The 18,641-nt window shown below is 35.8% G+C and carries 17 protein-coding genes; 8 read left to right on the top strand and 9 right to left on the bottom strand.

Going from position 1 to position 18,641, the window contains the following annotated elements; all coding sequences use genetic code 11:
• From NK356_RS01735 to NK356_RS01725, 3 genes are all read right to left on the bottom strand, one after another.
• A partial coding sequence (locus NK356_RS01735) for a reprolysin-like metallopeptidase (RefSeq protein ID WP_253316059.1) occupies positions 1-1,652 on the bottom strand: 1,652 nt, incomplete at its 3' end.
• A gap of 373 nt (positions 1,653-2,025) precedes the next feature.
• A complete protein-coding gene (locus NK356_RS01730) occupies positions 2,026-2,523 on the bottom strand; it encodes a DinB family protein (RefSeq protein WP_034698304.1) in 498 nt (165 codons plus the stop codon).
• 21 nt (positions 2,524-2,544) lie between these two features.
• Entirely contained in the window at positions 2,545-3,684 is a 1,140-nt protein-coding gene (locus NK356_RS01725; RefSeq protein WP_034698301.1) for an acyl-CoA dehydrogenase family protein, read from the bottom strand.
• Positions 3,685-3,875: 191 nt separating this feature from the next.
• On the opposite strand from NK356_RS01725, the gene NK356_RS01720 reads away from it, so the two are divergent.
• The 7 genes from NK356_RS01720 (at position 3,876) to NK356_RS01690 (ending at position 11,364) form a co-directional block, all read left to right on the top strand.
• Entirely contained in the window at positions 3,876-5,789 is a 1,914-nt protein-coding gene (locus tag NK356_RS01720) for an endonuclease (RefSeq protein ID WP_253316058.1), read from the top strand.
• 459 nt (positions 5,790-6,248) lie between these two features.
• Positions 6,249-6,854, top strand: a complete 606-nt coding sequence (locus NK356_RS01715; RefSeq protein WP_034698295.1) for a SatD family protein — start codon at positions 6,249-6,251, stop codon at positions 6,852-6,854.
• Positions 6,855-6,856: 2 nt separating this feature from the next.
• Positions 6,857-7,552 (top strand): DUF3307 domain-containing protein, encoded by a 696-nt coding sequence (locus NK356_RS01710; RefSeq protein ID WP_034698292.1) that lies wholly within the window; start codon positions 6,857-6,859, stop codon positions 7,550-7,552.
• Between the two features lie 36 nt (positions 7,553-7,588).
• Positions 7,589-8,311 carry a phosphoribosylaminoimidazolesuccinocarboxamide synthase gene (gene purC, locus NK356_RS01705; RefSeq protein WP_034698289.1) on the top strand — a complete coding sequence of 241 codons (723 nt, stop codon included), beginning with the start codon at positions 7,589-7,591 and terminating at the stop codon, positions 8,309-8,311.
• 35 nt (positions 8,312-8,346) lie between these two features.
• A complete protein-coding gene (locus tag NK356_RS01700; protein ID WP_253316057.1) occupies positions 8,347-8,706 on the top strand; it encodes a four helix bundle protein in 360 nt (119 codons plus the stop codon).
• A gap of 66 nt (positions 8,707-8,772) precedes the next feature.
• A complete protein-coding gene (gene purF, locus NK356_RS01695) occupies positions 8,773-10,272 on the top strand; it encodes an amidophosphoribosyltransferase (protein ID WP_034698287.1) in 1,500 nt (499 codons plus the stop codon).
• 144 nt (positions 10,273-10,416) lie between these two features.
• Positions 10,417-11,364 (top strand): glycerophosphodiester phosphodiesterase family protein, encoded by a 948-nt coding sequence (locus NK356_RS01690; protein ID WP_253316056.1) that lies wholly within the window; start codon positions 10,417-10,419, stop codon positions 11,362-11,364.
• Positions 11,365-11,471: 107 nt separating this feature from the next.
• Here the strand turns inward: NK356_RS01690 and NK356_RS01685 are convergent, their stop codons facing one another.
• The 6 genes from NK356_RS01685 to aroB form a co-directional block, all read right to left on the bottom strand.
• On the bottom strand, positions 11,472-12,191 hold the full coding sequence (locus tag NK356_RS01685; protein ID WP_167595388.1) for a porin family protein: 720 nt from the start codon (positions 12,189-12,191) through the stop codon (positions 11,472-11,474).
• Positions 12,192-12,556: 365 nt separating this feature from the next.
• On the bottom strand, positions 12,557-13,255 hold the full coding sequence (locus NK356_RS01680; RefSeq protein ID WP_253316055.1) for a porin family protein: 699 nt from the start codon (positions 13,253-13,255) through the stop codon (positions 12,557-12,559).
• A gap of 427 nt (positions 13,256-13,682) precedes the next feature.
• Complete coding sequence (locus NK356_RS01675) at positions 13,683-14,267, bottom strand: porin family protein (protein WP_034698279.1); 585 nt, start codon at positions 14,265-14,267, stop codon at positions 13,683-13,685.
• Positions 14,268-14,472: 205 nt separating this feature from the next.
• Positions 14,473-15,093, bottom strand: coding sequence for a porin family protein (locus NK356_RS01670; RefSeq protein ID WP_253316054.1), 621 nt, complete (start codon positions 15,091-15,093; stop codon positions 14,473-14,475).
• A 231-nt stretch (positions 15,094-15,324) separates the two neighbouring features.
• Positions 15,325-15,960 (bottom strand): porin family protein, encoded by a 636-nt coding sequence (locus NK356_RS01665; protein ID WP_034698274.1) that lies wholly within the window; start codon positions 15,958-15,960, stop codon positions 15,325-15,327.
• A gap of 277 nt (positions 15,961-16,237) precedes the next feature.
• Positions 16,238-17,284, bottom strand: coding sequence for a 3-dehydroquinate synthase (gene aroB / locus NK356_RS01660; RefSeq protein ID WP_034698272.1), 1,047 nt, complete (start codon positions 17,282-17,284; stop codon positions 16,238-16,240).
• A gap of 368 nt (positions 17,285-17,652) precedes the next feature.
• Here aroB and NK356_RS01655 point away from each other — a divergent pair, with 368 nt between their 5' ends.
• Positions 17,653-18,567: a pseudouridine synthase gene (locus NK356_RS01655; protein WP_034698407.1), complete on the top strand. Its 915-nt coding sequence runs from the start codon at positions 17,653-17,655 to the stop codon at positions 18,565-18,567.
• The last annotated feature ends 74 nt before the right edge of the window (positions 18,568-18,641 follow it).

The raw sequence follows: 18,641 nt of genomic DNA, 5'->3' as shown, positions 1-18,641 counted from the left end.
GAATTTACGGTGATTACCGCATCGTCAGAATTATTTCCGGAACCTCCCGCTTTGTTATCACGAACGGTAAATCTGAAATTCAAGGTTCTGGCTACTGAAGAAAGTGCTTCTACTGTGATTTCAGAACCAGCTGTAGTAGTTGCGCCTGTTAAAACCGAAGCCATTCTTGGGAAATATCTTACAGGTGCAGTGGTAGGAGTCCATGATCTGAAATTAGGTCCAGAAGCTTTTGTAGCGCTTGCTGCAGAGCTTGCTCCCGTCTGAGAAGAAGAAGCACTGTCCATTTGTTCCCAGATGTAGGTTAAAGAATCACCGTCAGCATCCGTTCCTGTACCTGTCAGTACGAATGGTGTTCCTTTTGGAATGGTGTAATCTGAACCTGCACTAGCTGTAGGAATGGAATTTCCTGTATTGGTATTAACGGAGCAGGTTTTAGCTTTAATATTATTGGTAATCTGCTGAATACTTACCGCATGGAAAAATGCATCAGAATGCGGTTGGATATCCTGGCTGGTGATTCCTGCATATCCCATGATGGTTGATCCTGATCCTGGTTCCACGTTTACGCCTGTACCTTCATTTCCATGAGAAAAAGTGTGGTTTCCACCGAACTGATGTCCCATTTCATGAGCTACATAGTCGATATCGAAATTATCTCCTGAAGGAATGGCATCTGCCGGAGAAGTATAACCACTTCCTTTAGATCCGTTTGTACAGATACAGCCGATACATCCTGCATTTCCTCCACCTCCTGAAGCTCCGAACAAGTGTCCGATATCATAGTTGGCTTCACCAATTACAGAGGTTAAAGTGCTTTGTAGCTGAGAATTCCAGCTGCTCATTCCTGAAGCAGCAGAATAAGGGTCTGTAGAAGCGTTGGTGTAAATAACCGCGTCGTTGTTAGCGATCAGAACCATTCTTGCAGCGAAATCTTTTTCAAAAACACCGTTTACACGGGTCATTGTGGTATTCATTGCTGCTAAAGCCTGAGCTTTTGTACCTCCGAAATAAGTAGTGTATTCTCCTGTGCAGGATAATGCCAGTCTGAATGTTCTCAGTTTAGCATCATCAGCGTTAGGTCTTGCTGCAAGAGCAGAATTGGAAACTCCTTTCTGTGCAGCATCTACTACGGTACATTCAAATTTGTTAAGATCATCTTTTTTGTCAGATTTTCTGTACACTACATACGAAGAAAGATCTTTGGTGTAAGGCTCGATGAAAACAGCCGATTTATCACCATAAATTTCCATGGATGACAGTCCTAGTGGAGAAACACTGAAATAGACTGTGGAATTAGGATCATCCAGACCTTGTCCTACATAGGATTTGATATCCGGATATTTTGCTGCCAACTCAGGGGCAAAATTGGAATTCTCCCTCACTTTAAAATTTTCCATTCTGCCTTCAGAATTCGGAAAAGAGATGATGAGTTCTGATTTTTCGCCTGCAGCCAGTCTTTTGGGAGCTTTTGCCAGAATGTTTTTCAATCCGTTGATATCCAGGTTGTATACCTTAGGATTGCTGATACTGGTTTTGTTTTCAAAGATCTCTGATGAAGTTCTTTTTGAACCTTCAGACCAAAGACGGTCAGTCTGTGCGAAAGAAATACCCGAAATAAGGAGCATTCCAATCAGCGTTAATTGTTTTTTCATATTAAATATTAAATTTGATTGTGGAATTCCAAATCTAATAAAAAATATGTTACGAAAAACAAAATTTTTTAAGGAAATTTTGGACTCTGGCCTTAATGTATTATGCGATGCATTGAATATAATTGAAAAAGCTTATTAATAAAAGAAAAGTGAAAGTGATGAAATGAATTTTAATTTAAAAAAAATAAAAAATAAGTATTTTATTTATTAATTTATCAAAAAGAGGCAATATGATTTATTGATTATGTAATTATGTATGAATAATATTAGTGAATTAAATTTTGCTAAATATTACTGCTCCACTCATTCTGTTAATAAAAAAAGCTGTTTCAAAATGAAACAGCTTACTATATTGAATGTATGCAATCTTTAATTACATTTTATCATCAGCAGTAGGACCATAAAGTCCGGGAACTTTATTTCCGGTTGATCTTAGGTAAACCACCAACTCACCTCTGTGATGGTACAAATGATTATAAAGAAATGCTCTTACCACCTGAACTTTTGGCATAGGAGGGAAAAGTACATTTCCGTCCATTTCCATTTTCCACTCATTGAAATAAGTGTTTTCATCCGAGTTTTCAAGAACTTTCTGTGCGTTGGCAACATTTTCTTCAAATTTTGCAAGGATATTCTCCGCTTTGGAAATATCTCCTTTGTCATACTTGTACGTACCCATATCAAAAACATCCTTATTGAAAGTGGATTCGTACCAATTGTATACTTCAGCAATGTGAGAGGCGAGCTGACCGGTTGTCCAGTTTTTTTCGGACGGTTTCCAATCCAGTGCGCTGTCGGGTATTGCCTGTAAAATTTTTCTGGTGTTTTCAGCTTCATGCAGAAATTCACCTAAAAGTGCCTGTTTAATCATTTGTATTGGGATTTTAAAATGTTATTTCGTGATATCTCTTCCGATTACCAGTCTCTGGATCTCAGAAGTTCCTTCTCCAATCGTACAAAGCTTAGAGTCTCTATAGAACTTTTCAGCAGGGAAGTCCTTTGTATATCCGTATCCTCCGAAGATCTGAACCGCATTGTTTGAGATTCTTACACAAGCTTCAGAAGCGTATAGTTTAGCCATAGCTCCTTCTTTTGTCATTTTTTGTTTTGCATTTTTAAGCGTAGAAGCTCTTTGGATAAGAAGTTCAGCAGCATCAATTTCTGTAGCCATATCTGCCAACATGAAGTTGATTGCCTGGAAATCTGCAATAGGTTTTCCGAACTGATGTCTTTCTTTTGCATACTTCAAAGCAGCTTTGTAAGCTCCTCTTGCAGTACCTAAACTTAATGCAGCAATAGAGATTCTACCACCGTCCAAAACTTTCATAGCTTGTTTGAAACCTTCGCCTACCTCTCCTAAACGGTGAGAATCCGGTACACGTACGTTATCAAAAATTAATTCTGCTGTTTCAGAAGCACGCATTCCCAGTTTATTTTCTTTTTTTCCAGAAGTAAAACCAGGCATTCCTTTTTCTAAAACAAAAGCTGTAGAGTTATTTTTAGCCCCTATTTCTCCTGTTCTTGTCATTACTACGGCAATATCTCCTGAAATAGCGTGAGTAATGAAATTTTTAGCTCCGTTGATGATCCATTCATCACCATCTTTTACAGCTGTAGTAGACATACCTCCTGAATCAGAACCTGTGTTGTGCTCTGTAAGTCCCCAAGCTCCGATTACTTTTCCGGAAGCCAGCTGAGGAAGCCATTTGTGTCTTTGTTCTTCATTTCCAAATTCATAAATATGATTGGTGCAAAGTGAGTTGTGTGCTGCTACAGAAAGACCAATAGATGGGTCAACCTGAGAAATTTCGTCCAGAATAGTAACATACTCATGATACCCTAAGCCAGAACCTCCATATTGTTCAGGAACTACAATTCCCATAAAACCCATCTCACCCAATTGGTGGAATAAGTCTTTTGGAAACGTTTGGCTTTCATCCCATTCCATAATATTCGGTCTGATGTTCTTTTCTGCGAATTCTCTAGCGGTTTCCGCTATCATTTTGATGTTGTCAATAGTCTCTGTATTCATATAATAATAGTTAGTTCCCAAAGATAACCAAATTGATGGAATGCTAAAATAAATTATTTCAATCGTAATATCTAAAGGGTAATCCCTTTAATTTTCAAATTTTTATATTTTGAGAATTAATACTTTCTTAATAAAATATTCAGTCTTTTCCGTTTTTTATTTCACTATTTTAGTTCCCCAATTTTTAAAGTATGAAAAAAATTCTACTTCCTATCATTTTAATTTCCTCTTATATTTCTGCGCAGGCTCCTGCCGGATATTACGATGGAACAGCAGGATTGACAGGGTATGCTCTGAAATCAAAACTTCACGATATTATTTCCGAAAAGATGGTCAACTGGCATTATGACGATCTTAAGGTATTATATGGACAGACTGATCTGGATAAATATTATGATCATGATGCTTCCAATACTCAATATTTACTAGATATCTATTCTGAAATTCCTTCTGGGCCTGATTCCTATGAATATACTGTAGACCAGATGGTGGCGGGAGTTGGTGCGGAAGGTCAGGGATACAACCGAGAGCATATGATGCCACAAAGTACGTTCAGTACAAGCTCGTCCATCAGTGATTATCCTATGTATTCGGATCTGAACTTTATTATTCCTGTGGATGGCTATATCAATCAGCGAAGAAGCAATTATCCTTATGGGATAGGAAATAATACCAACCATTATATTTTTTCCAATACTTCGAGAATATCCAATGCAGCCATTCCAAACTACCCTTATACGGGAAGAGTGTATGAACCTATTAATGAATTCAAAGGGGATATTGCCAGGAGCTTGTTGTATTTTGCAGTTCGATATGAAGGAAAATTGGGCTCATTCAATACGGCTTATACTACTTCTGCTAATCTTACTCCGGTTACCGATCAATGTCCATTGGATGGAACGGAAGAAAGAGCGGTTGATCTTGCCTATATTGCTATGCTGAAACAATGGAGTGCCGCAGATCCTGTTTCCCAAAGAGAAATTGACCGGAACAATACCATCTATACGATACAGAAAAACAGAAATCCATTCATTGACCATCCCGAGTGGATTGATATGATCTGGTCCGAAACGCCTGATAATATAGCTCCTGCAGCTCCGGGATCACTGGTCTCAACCCAGCAGAATGCTTATTTTGTCAATCTGAACTGGACAGCTTCTCCGGATACTGATGTTTTAGGGTACAGGGTTTATATCAATGGATCAACGACGCCTGTTGCTGTTACAAAAGGGACTTCCATAAGTATAGATCATCTGAGTCCTTCAACTACTTATACCTTTACAGTGAAAGCTTTTGATAAAGCATATCTGGAATCTCCGTTCAGCAATACATTGACAGCTTCAACGATTGCTTCGGATTCATATGCTCAGGATCTTATGATTACAAAATATATATCGGGAACGAATACTGAATTTATTAAGAATAATGCTCTGGAAATCGTTAATAAAACGGGGCATGAAGTTAATTTAAATAATTACAGGATTAATATTCAGTTTAAAAATAATTCTTCAGGGGCTATTTACAGTGGAGATACTTATGAACTGGAAGGTAAAGTAGGGAATAACGAAACTTTTGTTATTCTGAATCCAAAAGGTACTCTGTCATGTTATACCGCTGGCCAGGCAAGATTTGTAACAGCTTCTGATCCTATGATGTTTGCAGGTGGAAACTATGTTGAGCTAGCTTATAATAAAACGGTGACAGTAGATGCTATCGGAGTAAAATATACAACGAACAACAATGGGAATGTATCTTTATATAGAAAGAATACGATCAATCAGCCTAACGATACATTTACTATCAGTGAATGGGATTCTTATCCGTCCAATTACTGTCAGGATCTGGGTGGTGCTTTGTCTACAGCGGAATTAATTACTGTTAATAATGAGTTTACCATCTATCCGAATCCTGTTTACGATAATCTATATGTGAACGGAGAAGTTACCAATGTAAAAACAGTTCAGATTATAGATCTTTCCGGGAAAGTGATTTATACGGAGAAAGATCCGTTTAGAAATAAGAAAAGTATTCCGGTGATGGGAATTCCTGCAGGAATATATTTCTTAAAGCTTGATGAGAAAGCGCATCAGTTTATTAAAAAGTAAATAAAACCGAATTTAAATACTATAATTTTTGTGACAAGCCAAACCTAACAGGTTTTTAAAACCTGTTAGGTTTACTTTATATGGTATAGAAATCATTCAAGAGATTGTTTCGCCTTGCCCGCAATGACTGTCCTAGCCCTGATAGCAGCGGTTACCCCGGAGTTGGGTTTGAGCGTGTATGGGTTTGAGTGTGGGAGAGCGATGGAGCGAGGAGTATAAGCGGATAGCAGGAACAGCTTCTTATTATAAAAAAAATATAAAAAAGTAGAGTTAAAGTCGACATCATAATAAAAGATTGAACATTTTTTTGCTTTTTTGCTATTGTATGGTTTTATATAACGCCCTAAAAACCTTATGTTTACTGCATCATTGATATAAGCTGATTCGCTAATAATGAATATCTATAAGTGTTTCTGCTTATATTTTTTATATATAAGTAATTATGCTTATATTTGCAGTATGATAGCGGTCATTACCGGTGATATTATAAATTCACAGCATGCGGACACTGAAGTTTGGATTACCAGGCTTAAACATCTTCTCGAAAAATGGGGAAGCGCTCCTCACACATGGGAAATCTACAGAGGAGATGAGTTTCAGTTCAAGTGCAAAATTGATGACGTTTTCTGGCGTTTTCTAGCCATAAAATCTCTTATTAAAAGTGTCGAAAATCTGGATGTAAGAATGGCCATAGGTATTGGTGAGGAAAGTTTCTCTTCTGAGAAAATCACTGAATCTAACGGTACAGCTTATGTGAATTCAGGAAGACTGCTTAATGATCTTAAAAGCGACGGTCATACGGTTGCTATTAAAACCTCCAGTGATCCGGTGGACAGAGATCTTAATATCCTGTTGAAATGGTCGTCCAAGGATTTTGATAACTGGACAATGGCTACGGCAGAGATTATTCATGAAATGATCATGAATCAGGATATCACACAGGAAGATCTTGCTAAGAGATTTGCTATTTCACAGTCTTCGGTAAGCCAGAGACTGAAACGAGCCAACTATGAGCTCATCGTGGAAACCAATCAGTATTTCAGAAAGAAAATCTCAGAACTATAGGCATGATCTTTATCAAACTCATATTGGCACATCTACTCGGAGATTTTATACTTCAGCCAAATTCATGGGTTGCAGATAAGGAAAACTATAAACTAAAAAGTAAGTTTTTATACATTCATGTTCTGATTCACACCATTTTAAGTCTTGTTTTTCTTTGGGATCTTCAACTTTGGTGGGTGGCTGTTCTGGTGGGAATTACTCACTTTATTATTGATGCAGCCAAGCTTAGTTTTCAGAATGTAAAGACTAAGAAAAGATGGTTTTTCATAGATCAGTTGCTGCATGTTCTGGTGATTGGTGGAGTTTCTTTATATTTCCAGGAATTCAGCTTTGAGTTTTTACAGAATCAGGAATTTTTAAAGGTAATTATGGCTGCCCTGTTTTTAACAACACCAGCTTCTATTTTTATCAAAATCTTATTGTCATCATGGACGCCTGCTCCGGATGGCCCCAACACTATTCAAACCGAATCTTTATCAAGTGCCGGAAAATATATCGGAATTTTAGAACGTCTGCTGGTCTTCACTTTTATCATGGTGAATCACTGGGAAGGCGTAGGTTTCATGGTGGCTGCCAAATCTGTTTTCAGATTCAGCGACCTTGCACAGGCAAAACAGAGAAAGCTTACAGAATATGTATTAATTGGTACACTGCTGAGTTTTGGACTGGCTGTCTTAACAGGAATAATAATAAAATAAATCAATAAATCTAACTACAATTTAGAAAGTAAAATTATGAGTCAAAAGAAAGAAATGTTGTACGAGGGGAAAGCAAAACAAGTATTTGCAACCGATAATCCTGATGAAGTAGTAGTACGTTTCAAAGACGATGCTACAGCATTTAATGCTCAAAAAAGAGGTCAGGTAGACCTTAAAGGGGAAATGAACAACGCGATCACAACTCTTATTTTTGAATATTTAAATGAAAAAGGGATCAAAACTCATTTCATCCAAAAATTAGACGAAAGAGAGCAGCTGGTAAGAAAAGTTTCTATCATTCCTTTGGAAATGGTAGTAAGAAACTACTCTGCAGGAAGTATGGCACAAAGATTAGGTGTGGAAGAAGGAATTAAATCTCCGGTAACGATCTTCGATATCTGCTATAAAAAAGATGAATTGGGAGATCCGCTTATCAATGATCACCATGCCGTTTTCTTAGGAGCAGCTACTTATGAAGAGCTTGACGAGATGTATGAGTTATCTTCAGATATCAATGATATCCTTATCGACCTGTTTGACAAAATCAATATCATCCTGGTAGATTTCAAAATCGAATTAGGTAAAACTTCAGACGGTGAAATCATCTTAGCAGACGAAATCTCTCCTGATACTTGCAGACTTTGGGATAAAGATACCATGAAGAAATTAGACAAAGACAGATTCAGAAGAGACTTAGGAGAAGTTACTGAGGCTTATGTTGAAATCTACAACCGATTGAAGAACTTACTTGCAAAATAATTTCAGAAATTAGAAGTTAGATATTAGAAATTAGGATGAAATCACATCGGATAGAAGATTTGAAGGTTTGGACAAAATCAATGGCTTTGGTGAAAGAAGTTTATTTGATTTCTGCTGAATTACCCACGGAGGAAAAATCCGGACTACAATCTCAAATCAGAAGATGTGCAGTTTCGATACAATCTAATATTGCTGAGGGAGCCGGAAGAAATAATAAAAATGAATTTTATCAGTTCCTTGGAATTGCGTTTGGTTCTACTTATGAGCTACAAACTCAACTTCAGTTACTGATTGATTTAAATTTTATATCTGAAATGAAAATAGCTCCTTTAAAGGAACTTTTAGCTGAAATTCAAAAAATGATTTATTCATTAAAGGCAAGTTTAAAATTATAATTGAAGTTAACTTAGACTAATTTCTAACATCTAATATCTAACTTCTAATCATTAGAAAAAATAGAAATGAAAAGTTTAGACATTCATAAAAGTGAATATTTAAAACAGTTTGAAACCCAGACTTACGGAAGGAATCTTTTCAGAACTCAGGAAGAGGAAAGACTGGATGCTCCTAATGAAGAGTGTGGGATCTTCGGAATGTATTCGGATAATGATCTGGATACTTTCTCTCTTTCACAGTTTGGTCTTTTTGCATTACAGCACAGAGGTCAGGAAGCTTGTGGTATTTCCGTTTTAAAGGATGGAAGAATCACCAACATGAAAGACGAGGGATTGGTTTTGGATGTTTATAAAGAAATTCAGGAACCTGAAACTTTTATGGGAAATTCTGCAATTGGGCATACCCGTTATACCACTGCAGGAGATAAGAAGAAATATAATTTCCAGCCATTTTTCGCGAAAAACGAATATGACCAGATTATACTTTCTATAGCACACAACGGTAACCTTACCAATGCCAAAGAATTAAAAGCAGAATTAGAAGCTGAAGGCGTAGTTTTCAGAGCAACTTCCGATTCTGAAGTAATCCTGAGACTGATCCAGAAAAACCTTGATTTAGGTCTTCGTGGAGCGATCAAAGCTACAATGGAAAAGATCGAAGGAGCTTATTCCGTAGTAGGGATGACCAGAAATAAATTCTTTGCGTTCAGAGACTTCAACGGAATCCGTCCGTTAGTGTTGGGAGCTATTGATGAGAAATCTTATGTAGTGGCTTCTGAATCTGTAGCATTGGATGCTGTAGGAGCTCAGTATGTGCGTGATATCCTTCCTGGTGAGATCATTTATACCAATGAAAACGAGCCTGGAAAACTTCATTCTTATATGATGGATGAAGCGAAAGGTAAGCAGAGAATCTGTTCTTTCGAATATATTTATTTCGCAAGACCTGACTCTACTTTAGAAAACATCAATGTATACGAGATCAGAGAAAAATCTGGAGAGAAAATCTGGGAACAGGCTCCGGTAGAAGCTGATTTGGTAATTGGGGTTCCGGATTCCGGAGTTCCGGCTGCTATTGGTTTCTCTAAAGCTTCAGGAATACCTTTCCGTCCTGTTTTGATCAAAAACAGATATATCGGAAGAAGTTTCATCGTTCCTACACAGGAAATGAGAGAAAGGGTAGTGAACCTTAAGCTGAACCCGATCATCTCTGAGATGAAAGATAAGAGAGTAGTCATTATTGACGATTCTATTGTTCGTGGAACAACATCCAAAAGACTGGTTAAAATCTTAAAAGATGCAGGCGTAAAAGAGATCCACTTCAGAAGTGTTTCTCCACCCATTATTGCTCCTTGTTATCTGGGAATTGATACTCCGTCTAAAGATGATCTGATCTCAGCAAATATGACTACGGAAGAACTTAAAAATTATCTTGGGGTAGATTCCTTAGAGTTTTTAAGTATAGACAACCTGAAAGACATTTTAGGATCAGCTAATCACTGTTTCGGATGCTTTACAGAAGAATATCCTGTTGGAAAAGGTGAAGAGGTAGATTTATTCAATTAATCTCTTGATCGAAAAAATATCAAAATAGAAGAGCTGGATTTATAATCCGGCTCTTTTGTTATTTAAATGTAGCAAAAGCTTAATATTCCTGTATTATACAATATATAAAGGAGTTTTAATTTTGTCAGATTAAAACTTCAGGATATGAAAAATGCACTTTTTACCGGGATCTTTCTGGTGTTTGCCCAGCTTTACTCTTCACAGTCTTTTGATAATCAGGCACACCGTGGAGGAAAATCTCTTTACCCCGAAAATACAATCCCGGCCATGAAGAACGCATTGAAAATGAATGTGACAACTCTGGAAATGGATCTGGCCATCACGAAAGATAAAAAGATAATTCTTTCTCATGATGCTTTTCTTTCACCGGAATTGGTTACAAAACCAGATGGAACCTATATTCCCAAAGATTCAGGTTTTTATTACAAAATTTATGAAATGCCTTATGCAAAGATCAAAACATTTGACGTAGGATTAAAAAAATTGAATAACTATCCTGATCAAAAGAAAATGAAGGTTCAGAAACCTCTCTTTTCAGACGTCATTGATGCATCTGAAGCTTATGCCCGAGAATTGAAAAGACCATTGCCTTTTTACAATATAGAAACAAAAACCCGTCCTTTTTCTGATACTATTTTTCATCCTGAACCGAAAGAATTTGTAGATCTGATGATGAAGATTATTATCGAGAAAAAGATTCAGGACAGAGTGATCATTCAGTCTTTTGATCCCAGAACACTGGAAATTCTTCATAAAAACTACCCTAAAATCATGACCGCTTTACTTGTAGAAAAGGTAGATGATAAAAAACTGGCACAGCAACAGGCTTATTTTAAAAATATTCCTGTAGAAAAGTTCAAAATGTATCCTAATCATCTGACTGGAGTAGCCGGAGATATGAAGTTCCTTAGTTTTACGCCTACTATTTACAGCCCTGAACATACGCTGGTGACCCCGCAATTAGTGCAGGAATGCCACTCATTAGGGATGAAAGTAATCCCATGGACTGTAAATACCAAAGAAAGATTAAAAGAATTAAAAGAGATGGGAATAGACGGTGTCATCAGTGATGATCCGAGAATATTTGAATAAAAGCCTGTTACAATTATATTCTAATATAAATAGCCGGAAGAAAAACTTCCGGCTATTTTATGCGTACAGATTACTCTGCACTTAGGGTTAAAAAATTGGTTCTTTGATTAGAATTTATAATTCAGACCTAACTGAAATACTCTGTTGTTATTTTCAGCAGCAGACATGCTCTTATCAATCTTTGTTAAGCTGTTTACATATCTTGCATTGATCCCGATATTGGAAGTGATATCATATCCTAAACCAAGACCTAATCCGAAATTGAATCTGTTGATCATATCTTTGTCAATATCTGTAGAGTGAGAACTTGCAGTAGTGGTTGTCACTCCTCCTGTAGTACTAGCTACAGTAGATTCTCCTTTATTCTTTCCACTGATGAAATAACTGAATTCAGGTCCTGCTTCAATATAAAACTTCTCCATTGGTCTCATCTGAACCATTAAAGGAACTGAAATGTAATCCATTTTTACTCTGCTTTGTACCTTGGTCTTTACGTTCGTTACACCATTGTCAGTTTCTGTAGAATACATTACATCCTTTGCACCCATTTGATTGTATAATACCTCTGGTTGGAAGCTGAATTGTTTTGAAATTGGAATGTTAACGAATACACCAGCGTGGAAACCTAGTTGTTGGCTATTGATACCAAACTTCTGCTGACTGAAATAAGCCGAGTTTCCCCCTGCTTTAATCCCGAATCTAATAGGCTGAACATCTTTTTTTAGTGGTGATGCATTTACTGTTTTCGTTTCCGTCTTTGTTTCTGTCTCCTGAGCAAAAGCTAGCGTACCAGCAGTTAATGCTAATCCTAAAAATAACTTCTTCATAATTTTATTTTTTAATTTTACTATTTGTGTGCCGGATGATCTCTCAATCTGACTCGTATTATTTTGCAAATTGCTTGCCAAAGTTAAAAAATGCCTGTTTATAAGGGTTTTCAGGCTGTTTTCAGGAAGTTATTTTTCAATCATTTATCCCTTTTTGATGAATAAATATGTTGCAAACTGAATGTTTTGTGAAAATACTTGAACGTCTGATGAGCTTTATTGTTGATAATTGAAATGATGAAAAATTTTAAACTGAAATTAGCTTTTTTAAGAATTAACTAAGTTTTCTGGGTTATTTTTAAGAATAGAAATAAAAATACCGGACTCTTAGAGCCCGGCATCAGTTTTGAAAATAATAAATATCTCTATTTAAAGCGATAAGCCACTCCAAGCTGAAGCGCATTATTTCTGACTTTATTACCGTAATCATTCTTGAAGATTCCTGTTATACCTGCCGTAAATCTGGCGGTCACTCCAAAATTTTGAGTAAAATAATATCCTGCACCAATTCCGATTCCGAAATTGAACTTATTATATATTTTCATTGGAATTTTATTGGAGAAATTCTCAGTACTAACAACAGTTGTACCATCGTATCTCATTTCGTTTCTTCCGTCTCCCTCTATTTTTCCTCCCAGAAGTAAACCGAATTCCGGTCCTGCTTCCACATACAATTGAGGAAGAATATTGTACTGAACCATAATAGGAAGAGTAAGGTAGTTTAAATTTGTTTTGTAATCATATTCCTGCTTCGTAAAATAGTCTCCCGAATCATGAATAAAGAGGTCTTCCGTTTTTGAGCCTAGTTGGCTGAAAAGAAGCTCGGGTTGTATACTGAATTTTTCAGCAAGAGGAATATTGGCAAACACTCCGATATGTGAACCTGCTTTTATTTTTTCACTATTATCAACTTCATTTCTTTCACCTCTGCTGAAAGCAGAACCATTGAAACCGGCTTTAATCCCGAATTTTACTGAAGATGGTGTGGTGGAAGGCTGTTCTTTTTCCTGTGCATTCATTAAAAAAGAGCCAACAAGTGTAAGTACTAGAAAAATTTTTTTCATGGTTTAGGTTTTATTTTTTTGTTTGCGTCAAAATATCTGCCATAAAGAGTAGAAGTGATAAAAATCATGCAGTATGCGAAAAAGTCAGGCTTAAACTAATAAACCTGACTTTTTCTATTGAAATCAAAATGTATTTTAAATAAAACAAAACACTTTTCAGTATTCTGTTGTGCACTCTAATGTCCAGCCATTTGTTGCAGTTCTCGTTAAAAATTAATGGTAATAGTTAGATTTAGGTTTGAATTTCAATTGAATACTCAACTGAATCAATACCTATTCATTGTAAAACAGGAACTGTAAAATTGGAAATTCCGGAATAGAGTACAATCAACTATTCAATAGGCAAATTTCTTGCCAAAAAATATTCAAACAATAAAAAAGCCGGATTATTGTAAACCCGGCTTTGTATTGAATAGAAAGTTTGTTTTTAGAATTTGTAAGCTAAACCTACCTGGAATACTCCGTTTCTGGCAGCATCACCATTGTTGTTCTTAGGAACATCAGATAATCCTGCAGTATATCTTAGATTCACTCCAATATTTTGTGTGAAATAATATCCAGCTCCAAGACCAATTCCGAAATCAAAAGTTTTCAAGTTGTCTTTAACATCTACAGAACCACCATTACTCTTTCCTTTAGCACTGATAAGGAAACCGAATTGAGGACCAGCTTCTACATATAAGTTAGGAATCAGGTTATATTGTAACATTACAGGTACTGCGATATAATCTGTGTTAAGTTTTATATCACTGTTACCTTTGTATTTACCACCCATACCACTATATAATACTTCTGGTTGTACAGAGAAGTCTTGTGCTACTGGAATGTTAGCAAAAACACCACCATAAAATCCAGCTTTTGAGTTTAAATCGCTGTTAGAAATAGTAGAGATATTAAGACCTGCTTTTACACCAAATCTAACTGGTGAAGTTGAAGCAGTAGAAGTTGAAGTCTTCTGAGAGAATGCAAAAGTACCTGCTACTAGGGCAAGGCCTAAAAAAATCTTTTTCATAAGTTTTATATTTTAATAGTTATTAAGTTTTATTTAACATTTCATTAAGAAACAAATGGCGTGCCAAAGTTTAAATGTGCTGTAAATCTACTATTTACTGTATTTTTTGAAGAATAATTTTTTTATTGTACTAAAAAAGCCGGATTAAATTAATCCGACTCCACTTTAATTATAAAAACTTAATGAAAAAAAGCTTAATAAAGCTTTAGAATTTGTAGTTTACTCCTACCTGGAATACACCATTTCTTACAGATCCTTCTCTGTCATATCCGTAGTGATATTTTGTTTTTACAATATCAGATAATCCGGCAGTGTATCTCACATTTATCCCAATGTTTTTGGTAATATAGTAGCCTGCTCCCAATCCGATTCCAAAATCGAAAGATTGAGTTCCATTTTTAAGAAGGCTTGTAGATTCACTTTTCTTTAACCTTGCATCAATTAAAAAATTAAATTGAGGCCCTGCTTCTACATAGAAATTTGGAAGTGCCTTATATTGGAACATTACCGGAACGGAAAGATATTCTAAATTGAGTTTTGCATTACTACCTCCTTTTTCTTTAGCTCCCGTAGCGCTGTATAAAACTTCCGGTTGAATTGAAAAATCCTTAGCGACAGGAATATTCACAAAAACACCACCATAAAATCCTGCTTTTGAATTCATATCCATATTAGAAAGATTGGAAACATTAAGTCCCGCTTTCAAACCGAATTTGATTTTAGAAGTAGATGTGGATGGAGTAGTAGCTTCAGTAGAAGTGGAAGTGTTTTGAGCAAAAGCAAAAGTACCTGCAATAAGGCCCAGGCCTAGAAAAATCTTTTTCATAGATTAGTTTAAATTTTACGTTGTTTAACGTCGGAGAAGCAACAAACAATATGCCGGTAAACCCCTTGTATAAAGACTTTATGGGTTTTTAACAAATTGATAAGTCATCAAATTGGGATGTATTTTTGTTGTTTTGACAACCCTTTGTTATTTTAACATAAAAAAAGAACAGATTAAAAAATTAATCTGTTCTTTTCTATTGAATATAAAATTTGTTAGTGAATGTGTAGCTTATTTAAATTTATAAGCTAATCCTACCTGGAATAGGTTGTTTCTTGTAGCATCAGATCCACTAGGTCTGTTTTTCGCTACATCCGTTAAACCTGCAACATATCTTGCAGTAAGTCCTAAGTTCGGAGTGAAATAATATCCAGCTCCAAGACCGATACCAAAGTTAAATGTATTTAGATTGTCTTTGTAGTTATCAGTAGTGTTAGAATCTCCGTTTGATTCATTTTTGAACTTGTTTTTAGCGCTTACCATGAAACCAAATTCCGGTCCTGCTTCCACATAAAGATTTGGAATCAGGTTGTACTGGAACATTACCGGTACTGTAATATAATCTAATTTGGTAGAAGCAGAAAACTTAGTGTTTCCTAAAGTATAATTTGATTTATTACCATATTGTGAATACTGAACCTCTGGCTGAACGCTGAATGAAGCTGCTAATGGAATGTTGGCAAATACACCTGCGTTGAATCCTATTTTAGATTTCTGATCATCAAGACCGCTATCTTTTGAAAGTGAAGAAACGTTCATACCTCCTTTTACCCCAAATGTTACCGGATTAGAAGATGTGTTTCCTGTTTGTTGAGCGAATGCGAATGTTCCTGCAGTTAACGCTAATCCTAAAATTAACTTTTTCATAACTTTAATTTTTTTAATTTTACTCTTTCTTAATTTTAAATTTTACTACTTGTTCAGCTTTTCAGTTGAACGCAGAGTATCTTTCAAATTGCTTGCCAAAAATATTTTTTATGAGTAAAATCAATAAAAAAATCACTTAGTGTTTAAGTGATTTTTGGAATATATTAATGAGTATCAATATGTTATGAATTTAAATAAATGTTTGTTTAGATAAGGTCTAAATTGACAATTTTGTCAAAAACAGGTTTTAAAATGAATTTATTTTTCGAAAAAAACGTTAAGCATCGTTCAATTTTCTATAAAAAGATAAAGATTCAAGGATATTTTCCTGGCTACACTGATGATCATAGATGCAAGAACCTATTCCCGAAAGCAGAGAGAAATTGATTTTACTGTCTGTATTCTTTTTATCGTTTAGTAATAATGCGGTAATATCTTCATCCTTAAAATCGCTGATATCAAGGTATGGATAATATCTCTGAATGTTTTCAATGATTATTTTTGAATCTTCTTCAGAAATAAGGTTTTCAAGATAAGCCAGATGAGCTTCAGCAATCATTCCCATAGCCACTGCTTCACCATGAAGGATTGGATTTTCCTGCTGCAGACATAAACTTTCTACCGCATGTCCTATGGTATGCCCGAAATTAAGGGTTTTTCTAATGTTCTGCTCATGGAAATCCTGATCTACAACATTCTGCTTAATATTCATAGACGTTTGAATATGTGGAATTACCGTTTCCACTTCCAGTTTACGGATCTGGATCAACTGATCCCAATGATTTTTATCAGCAATTAACCCATGTTTCAGCATTTCAGCAAATCCGCTTCTTAATTCTTTAAAAGGCAATGTCTCTAAGAATTTCGGGAAAATAAAGATTTGCTCAGGGAAAGCAAAAGTTCCCACCATATTTTTATAGTGCATCAGATCAATCCCGGTTTTTCCGCCTATAGAAGCATCACACATTGATAAAAGGGTAGTAGGGATGTTGATAAACTGTATTCCTCTTTTATAAGTAGATGCAACAAATCCGCCCATATCCGTAATTACACCGCCACCAAGGTTGATCACCAGCGCTTTTCTGTCCGCCTGCATTTCTGTAAGAATTTCCCAAAGCTGATTGGCTGTCTGGATATTTTTCATTTCCTCTCCCGCTTCAATCTCTAAAATTTCAAAGCCAAGATCCGTTTCCATATTTCCTAAAAGAACAGGAAGGCAGTATTCATGTGTGTTTTCATCTACAAGAATGAAAATTTTACTGAAAGTTTTTTCGTGAAGAAACTCGTTGAGCTGTGAAAAATTATCGTTTAATATTGTTATCATCTTCTATTTTATGTAAAGTTAAAATGTAAACTATAGTGCAAAGTTATGATTCTTAATTTTTAACTCGTAACTAAATTACTATCTTTGCAGAAATTTTTAGAATGAGCAGAGATAATAATAATTCAGACAGACCAAAGAGACCAAGAATTTCAACCAAGAAAAGTTCTGATGATTCTCGTGCTTCCAGATCTGGAAATTCTTCAGGATCAAAGCCTTTTAAGAAACCGTTCTCTAAAGACGGAGGAAGAAAAGGACCAGAACATCAGGGATCCAACTCAAGATTTGAAAAGAAACCTTTCAAAAGAAATACAGACAGTTTCGAAAATTCTAACGAAGATTCAGGTTCAAAATCTGAAAGAAAACCTTATATCACGAACAAAAGTGAGAGCTATGAGAAAAAATCTTTCGGAAAACCGAAGAGAGGCGGAAGAAATTTCGATACCAGAGATAAGTATGAAAGAGGCAGTCTGAAATACGGAAGAAGACCATCTAATGGTGAAGAAAGAAATGATGACAAAACAAGATCTTTTGTACAGAAAAGAAGGCTGAATAAAATTGAAAAAGACGTTCATAAAGACAGCATCCGTCTTAACAAGTATATCGCTAACTCCGGAATCTGCAGCAGAAGAGAAGCTGATGAACTGATTACTCAGGGATTGGTAGAAGTCAACGGAAAGGTAGTAACTGAAATGGGATATCAGGTACAAAAAACAGACAGAGTAGTTTTTGACGGACAAAGCATTACTCCTGAGAAACCTGTATATGTACTTTTGAATAAGCCAAAAGGTTATATTTCTACTACAAAAGACGATAAAGCAAGAAAAACTGTAATGGATCTTGTAGCGAATGCTTCTCCTTACAGACTTTTCCCGGTGGGAAGACTGGACCGTTCTACAACAGGAGTTATTTTATTAACCAATGACGGACACATGACTAAAAAACTGACGCATCCATCTTTTGATGCTAAGAAGATTTATCATGTAACATTGGATAAGAAGCTTACTGGTGAAGATTTACGTCTTATTGCAGAAGGTATCCGTCTTGATGAAGGAGTAGCTGTGGTTGATCAGATTTCATATATTGAAGGGAAACCTAAGAATGAAATCGGAATTGAGATCCACATCGGATGGAACCGTGTTATCAGAAGAATTTTCCAAAGATTAGGATACGAAGTAGAATCTTTAGACAGAGTAATGTTTGCAGGATTAACGAAGAAGAATATCAAGAGAGGACACTGGAGAATCCTTACAGAACTGGAAGTGAACAACCTTAAAATGCTTTAAAATAATGATGAATGATAAGTTATAAATGATGAATAACAGATTCAGATTTCTAACTTACTCCATCCTTTCAAAAA

This window comes from Chryseobacterium sp. S0630, from assembly GCF_024158915.1.
GTDB lineage: Bacteria > Bacteroidota > Bacteroidia > Flavobacteriales > Weeksellaceae > Chryseobacterium.
The sequence above is the reverse complement of the archived record's forward strand: the minus strand, read 5'-3'. Positions and strand labels throughout refer to the sequence as shown.

Excerpts from the sequence above, each read along its gene's own strand:
- NK356_RS01730 (WP_034698304.1), bottom strand. The coding sequence starts at position 2,523 with ATGATTAAACAGGCACTTTTAGGTGAATTTCTGCATGAAGCTGAAAAC.
- NK356_RS01690 (WP_253316056.1), top strand. The coding sequence starts at position 10,417 with ATGAAAAATGCACTTTTTACCGGGATCTTTCTGGTGTTTGCCCAGCTT.
- NK356_RS01675 (WP_034698279.1), bottom strand. The coding sequence starts at position 14,267 with ATGAAAAAGATTTTTTTAGGCCTTGCCCTAGTAGCAGGTACTTTTGCA.
- NK356_RS01680 (WP_253316055.1), bottom strand. The coding sequence starts at position 13,255 with ATGAAAAAAATTTTTCTAGTACTTACACTTGTTGGCTCTTTTTTAATG.
- NK356_RS01720 (WP_253316058.1), top strand. The coding sequence starts at position 3,876 with ATGAAAAAAATTCTACTTCCTATCATTTTAATTTCCTCTTATATTTCT.
- NK356_RS01700 (WP_253316057.1), top strand. The coding sequence starts at position 8,347 with ATGAAATCACATCGGATAGAAGATTTGAAGGTTTGGACAAAATCAATG.
- NK356_RS01670 (WP_253316054.1), bottom strand. The coding sequence starts at position 15,093 with ATGAAAAAGATTTTTCTAGGCCTGGGCCTTATTGCAGGTACTTTTGCT.
- NK356_RS01710 (WP_034698292.1), top strand. The coding sequence starts at position 6,857 with ATGATCTTTATCAAACTCATATTGGCACATCTACTCGGAGATTTTATA.
- NK356_RS01685 (WP_167595388.1), bottom strand. The coding sequence starts at position 12,191 with ATGAAGAAGTTATTTTTAGGATTAGCATTAACTGCTGGTACGCTAGCT.
- purF (WP_034698287.1), top strand. The coding sequence starts at position 8,773 with ATGAAAAGTTTAGACATTCATAAAAGTGAATATTTAAAACAGTTTGAA.
- aroB (WP_034698272.1), bottom strand. The coding sequence starts at position 17,284 with ATGATAACAATATTAAACGATAATTTTTCACAGCTCAACGAGTTTCTT.
- NK356_RS01715 (WP_034698295.1), top strand. The coding sequence starts at position 6,249 with ATGATAGCGGTCATTACCGGTGATATTATAAATTCACAGCATGCGGAC.
- NK356_RS01665 (WP_034698274.1), bottom strand. The coding sequence starts at position 15,960 with ATGAAAAAGTTAATTTTAGGATTAGCGTTAACTGCAGGAACATTCGCA.
- NK356_RS01725 (WP_034698301.1), bottom strand. The coding sequence starts at position 3,684 with ATGAATACAGAGACTATTGACAACATCAAAATGATAGCGGAAACCGCT.
- purC (WP_034698289.1), top strand. The coding sequence starts at position 7,589 with ATGAGTCAAAAGAAAGAAATGTTGTACGAGGGGAAAGCAAAACAAGTA.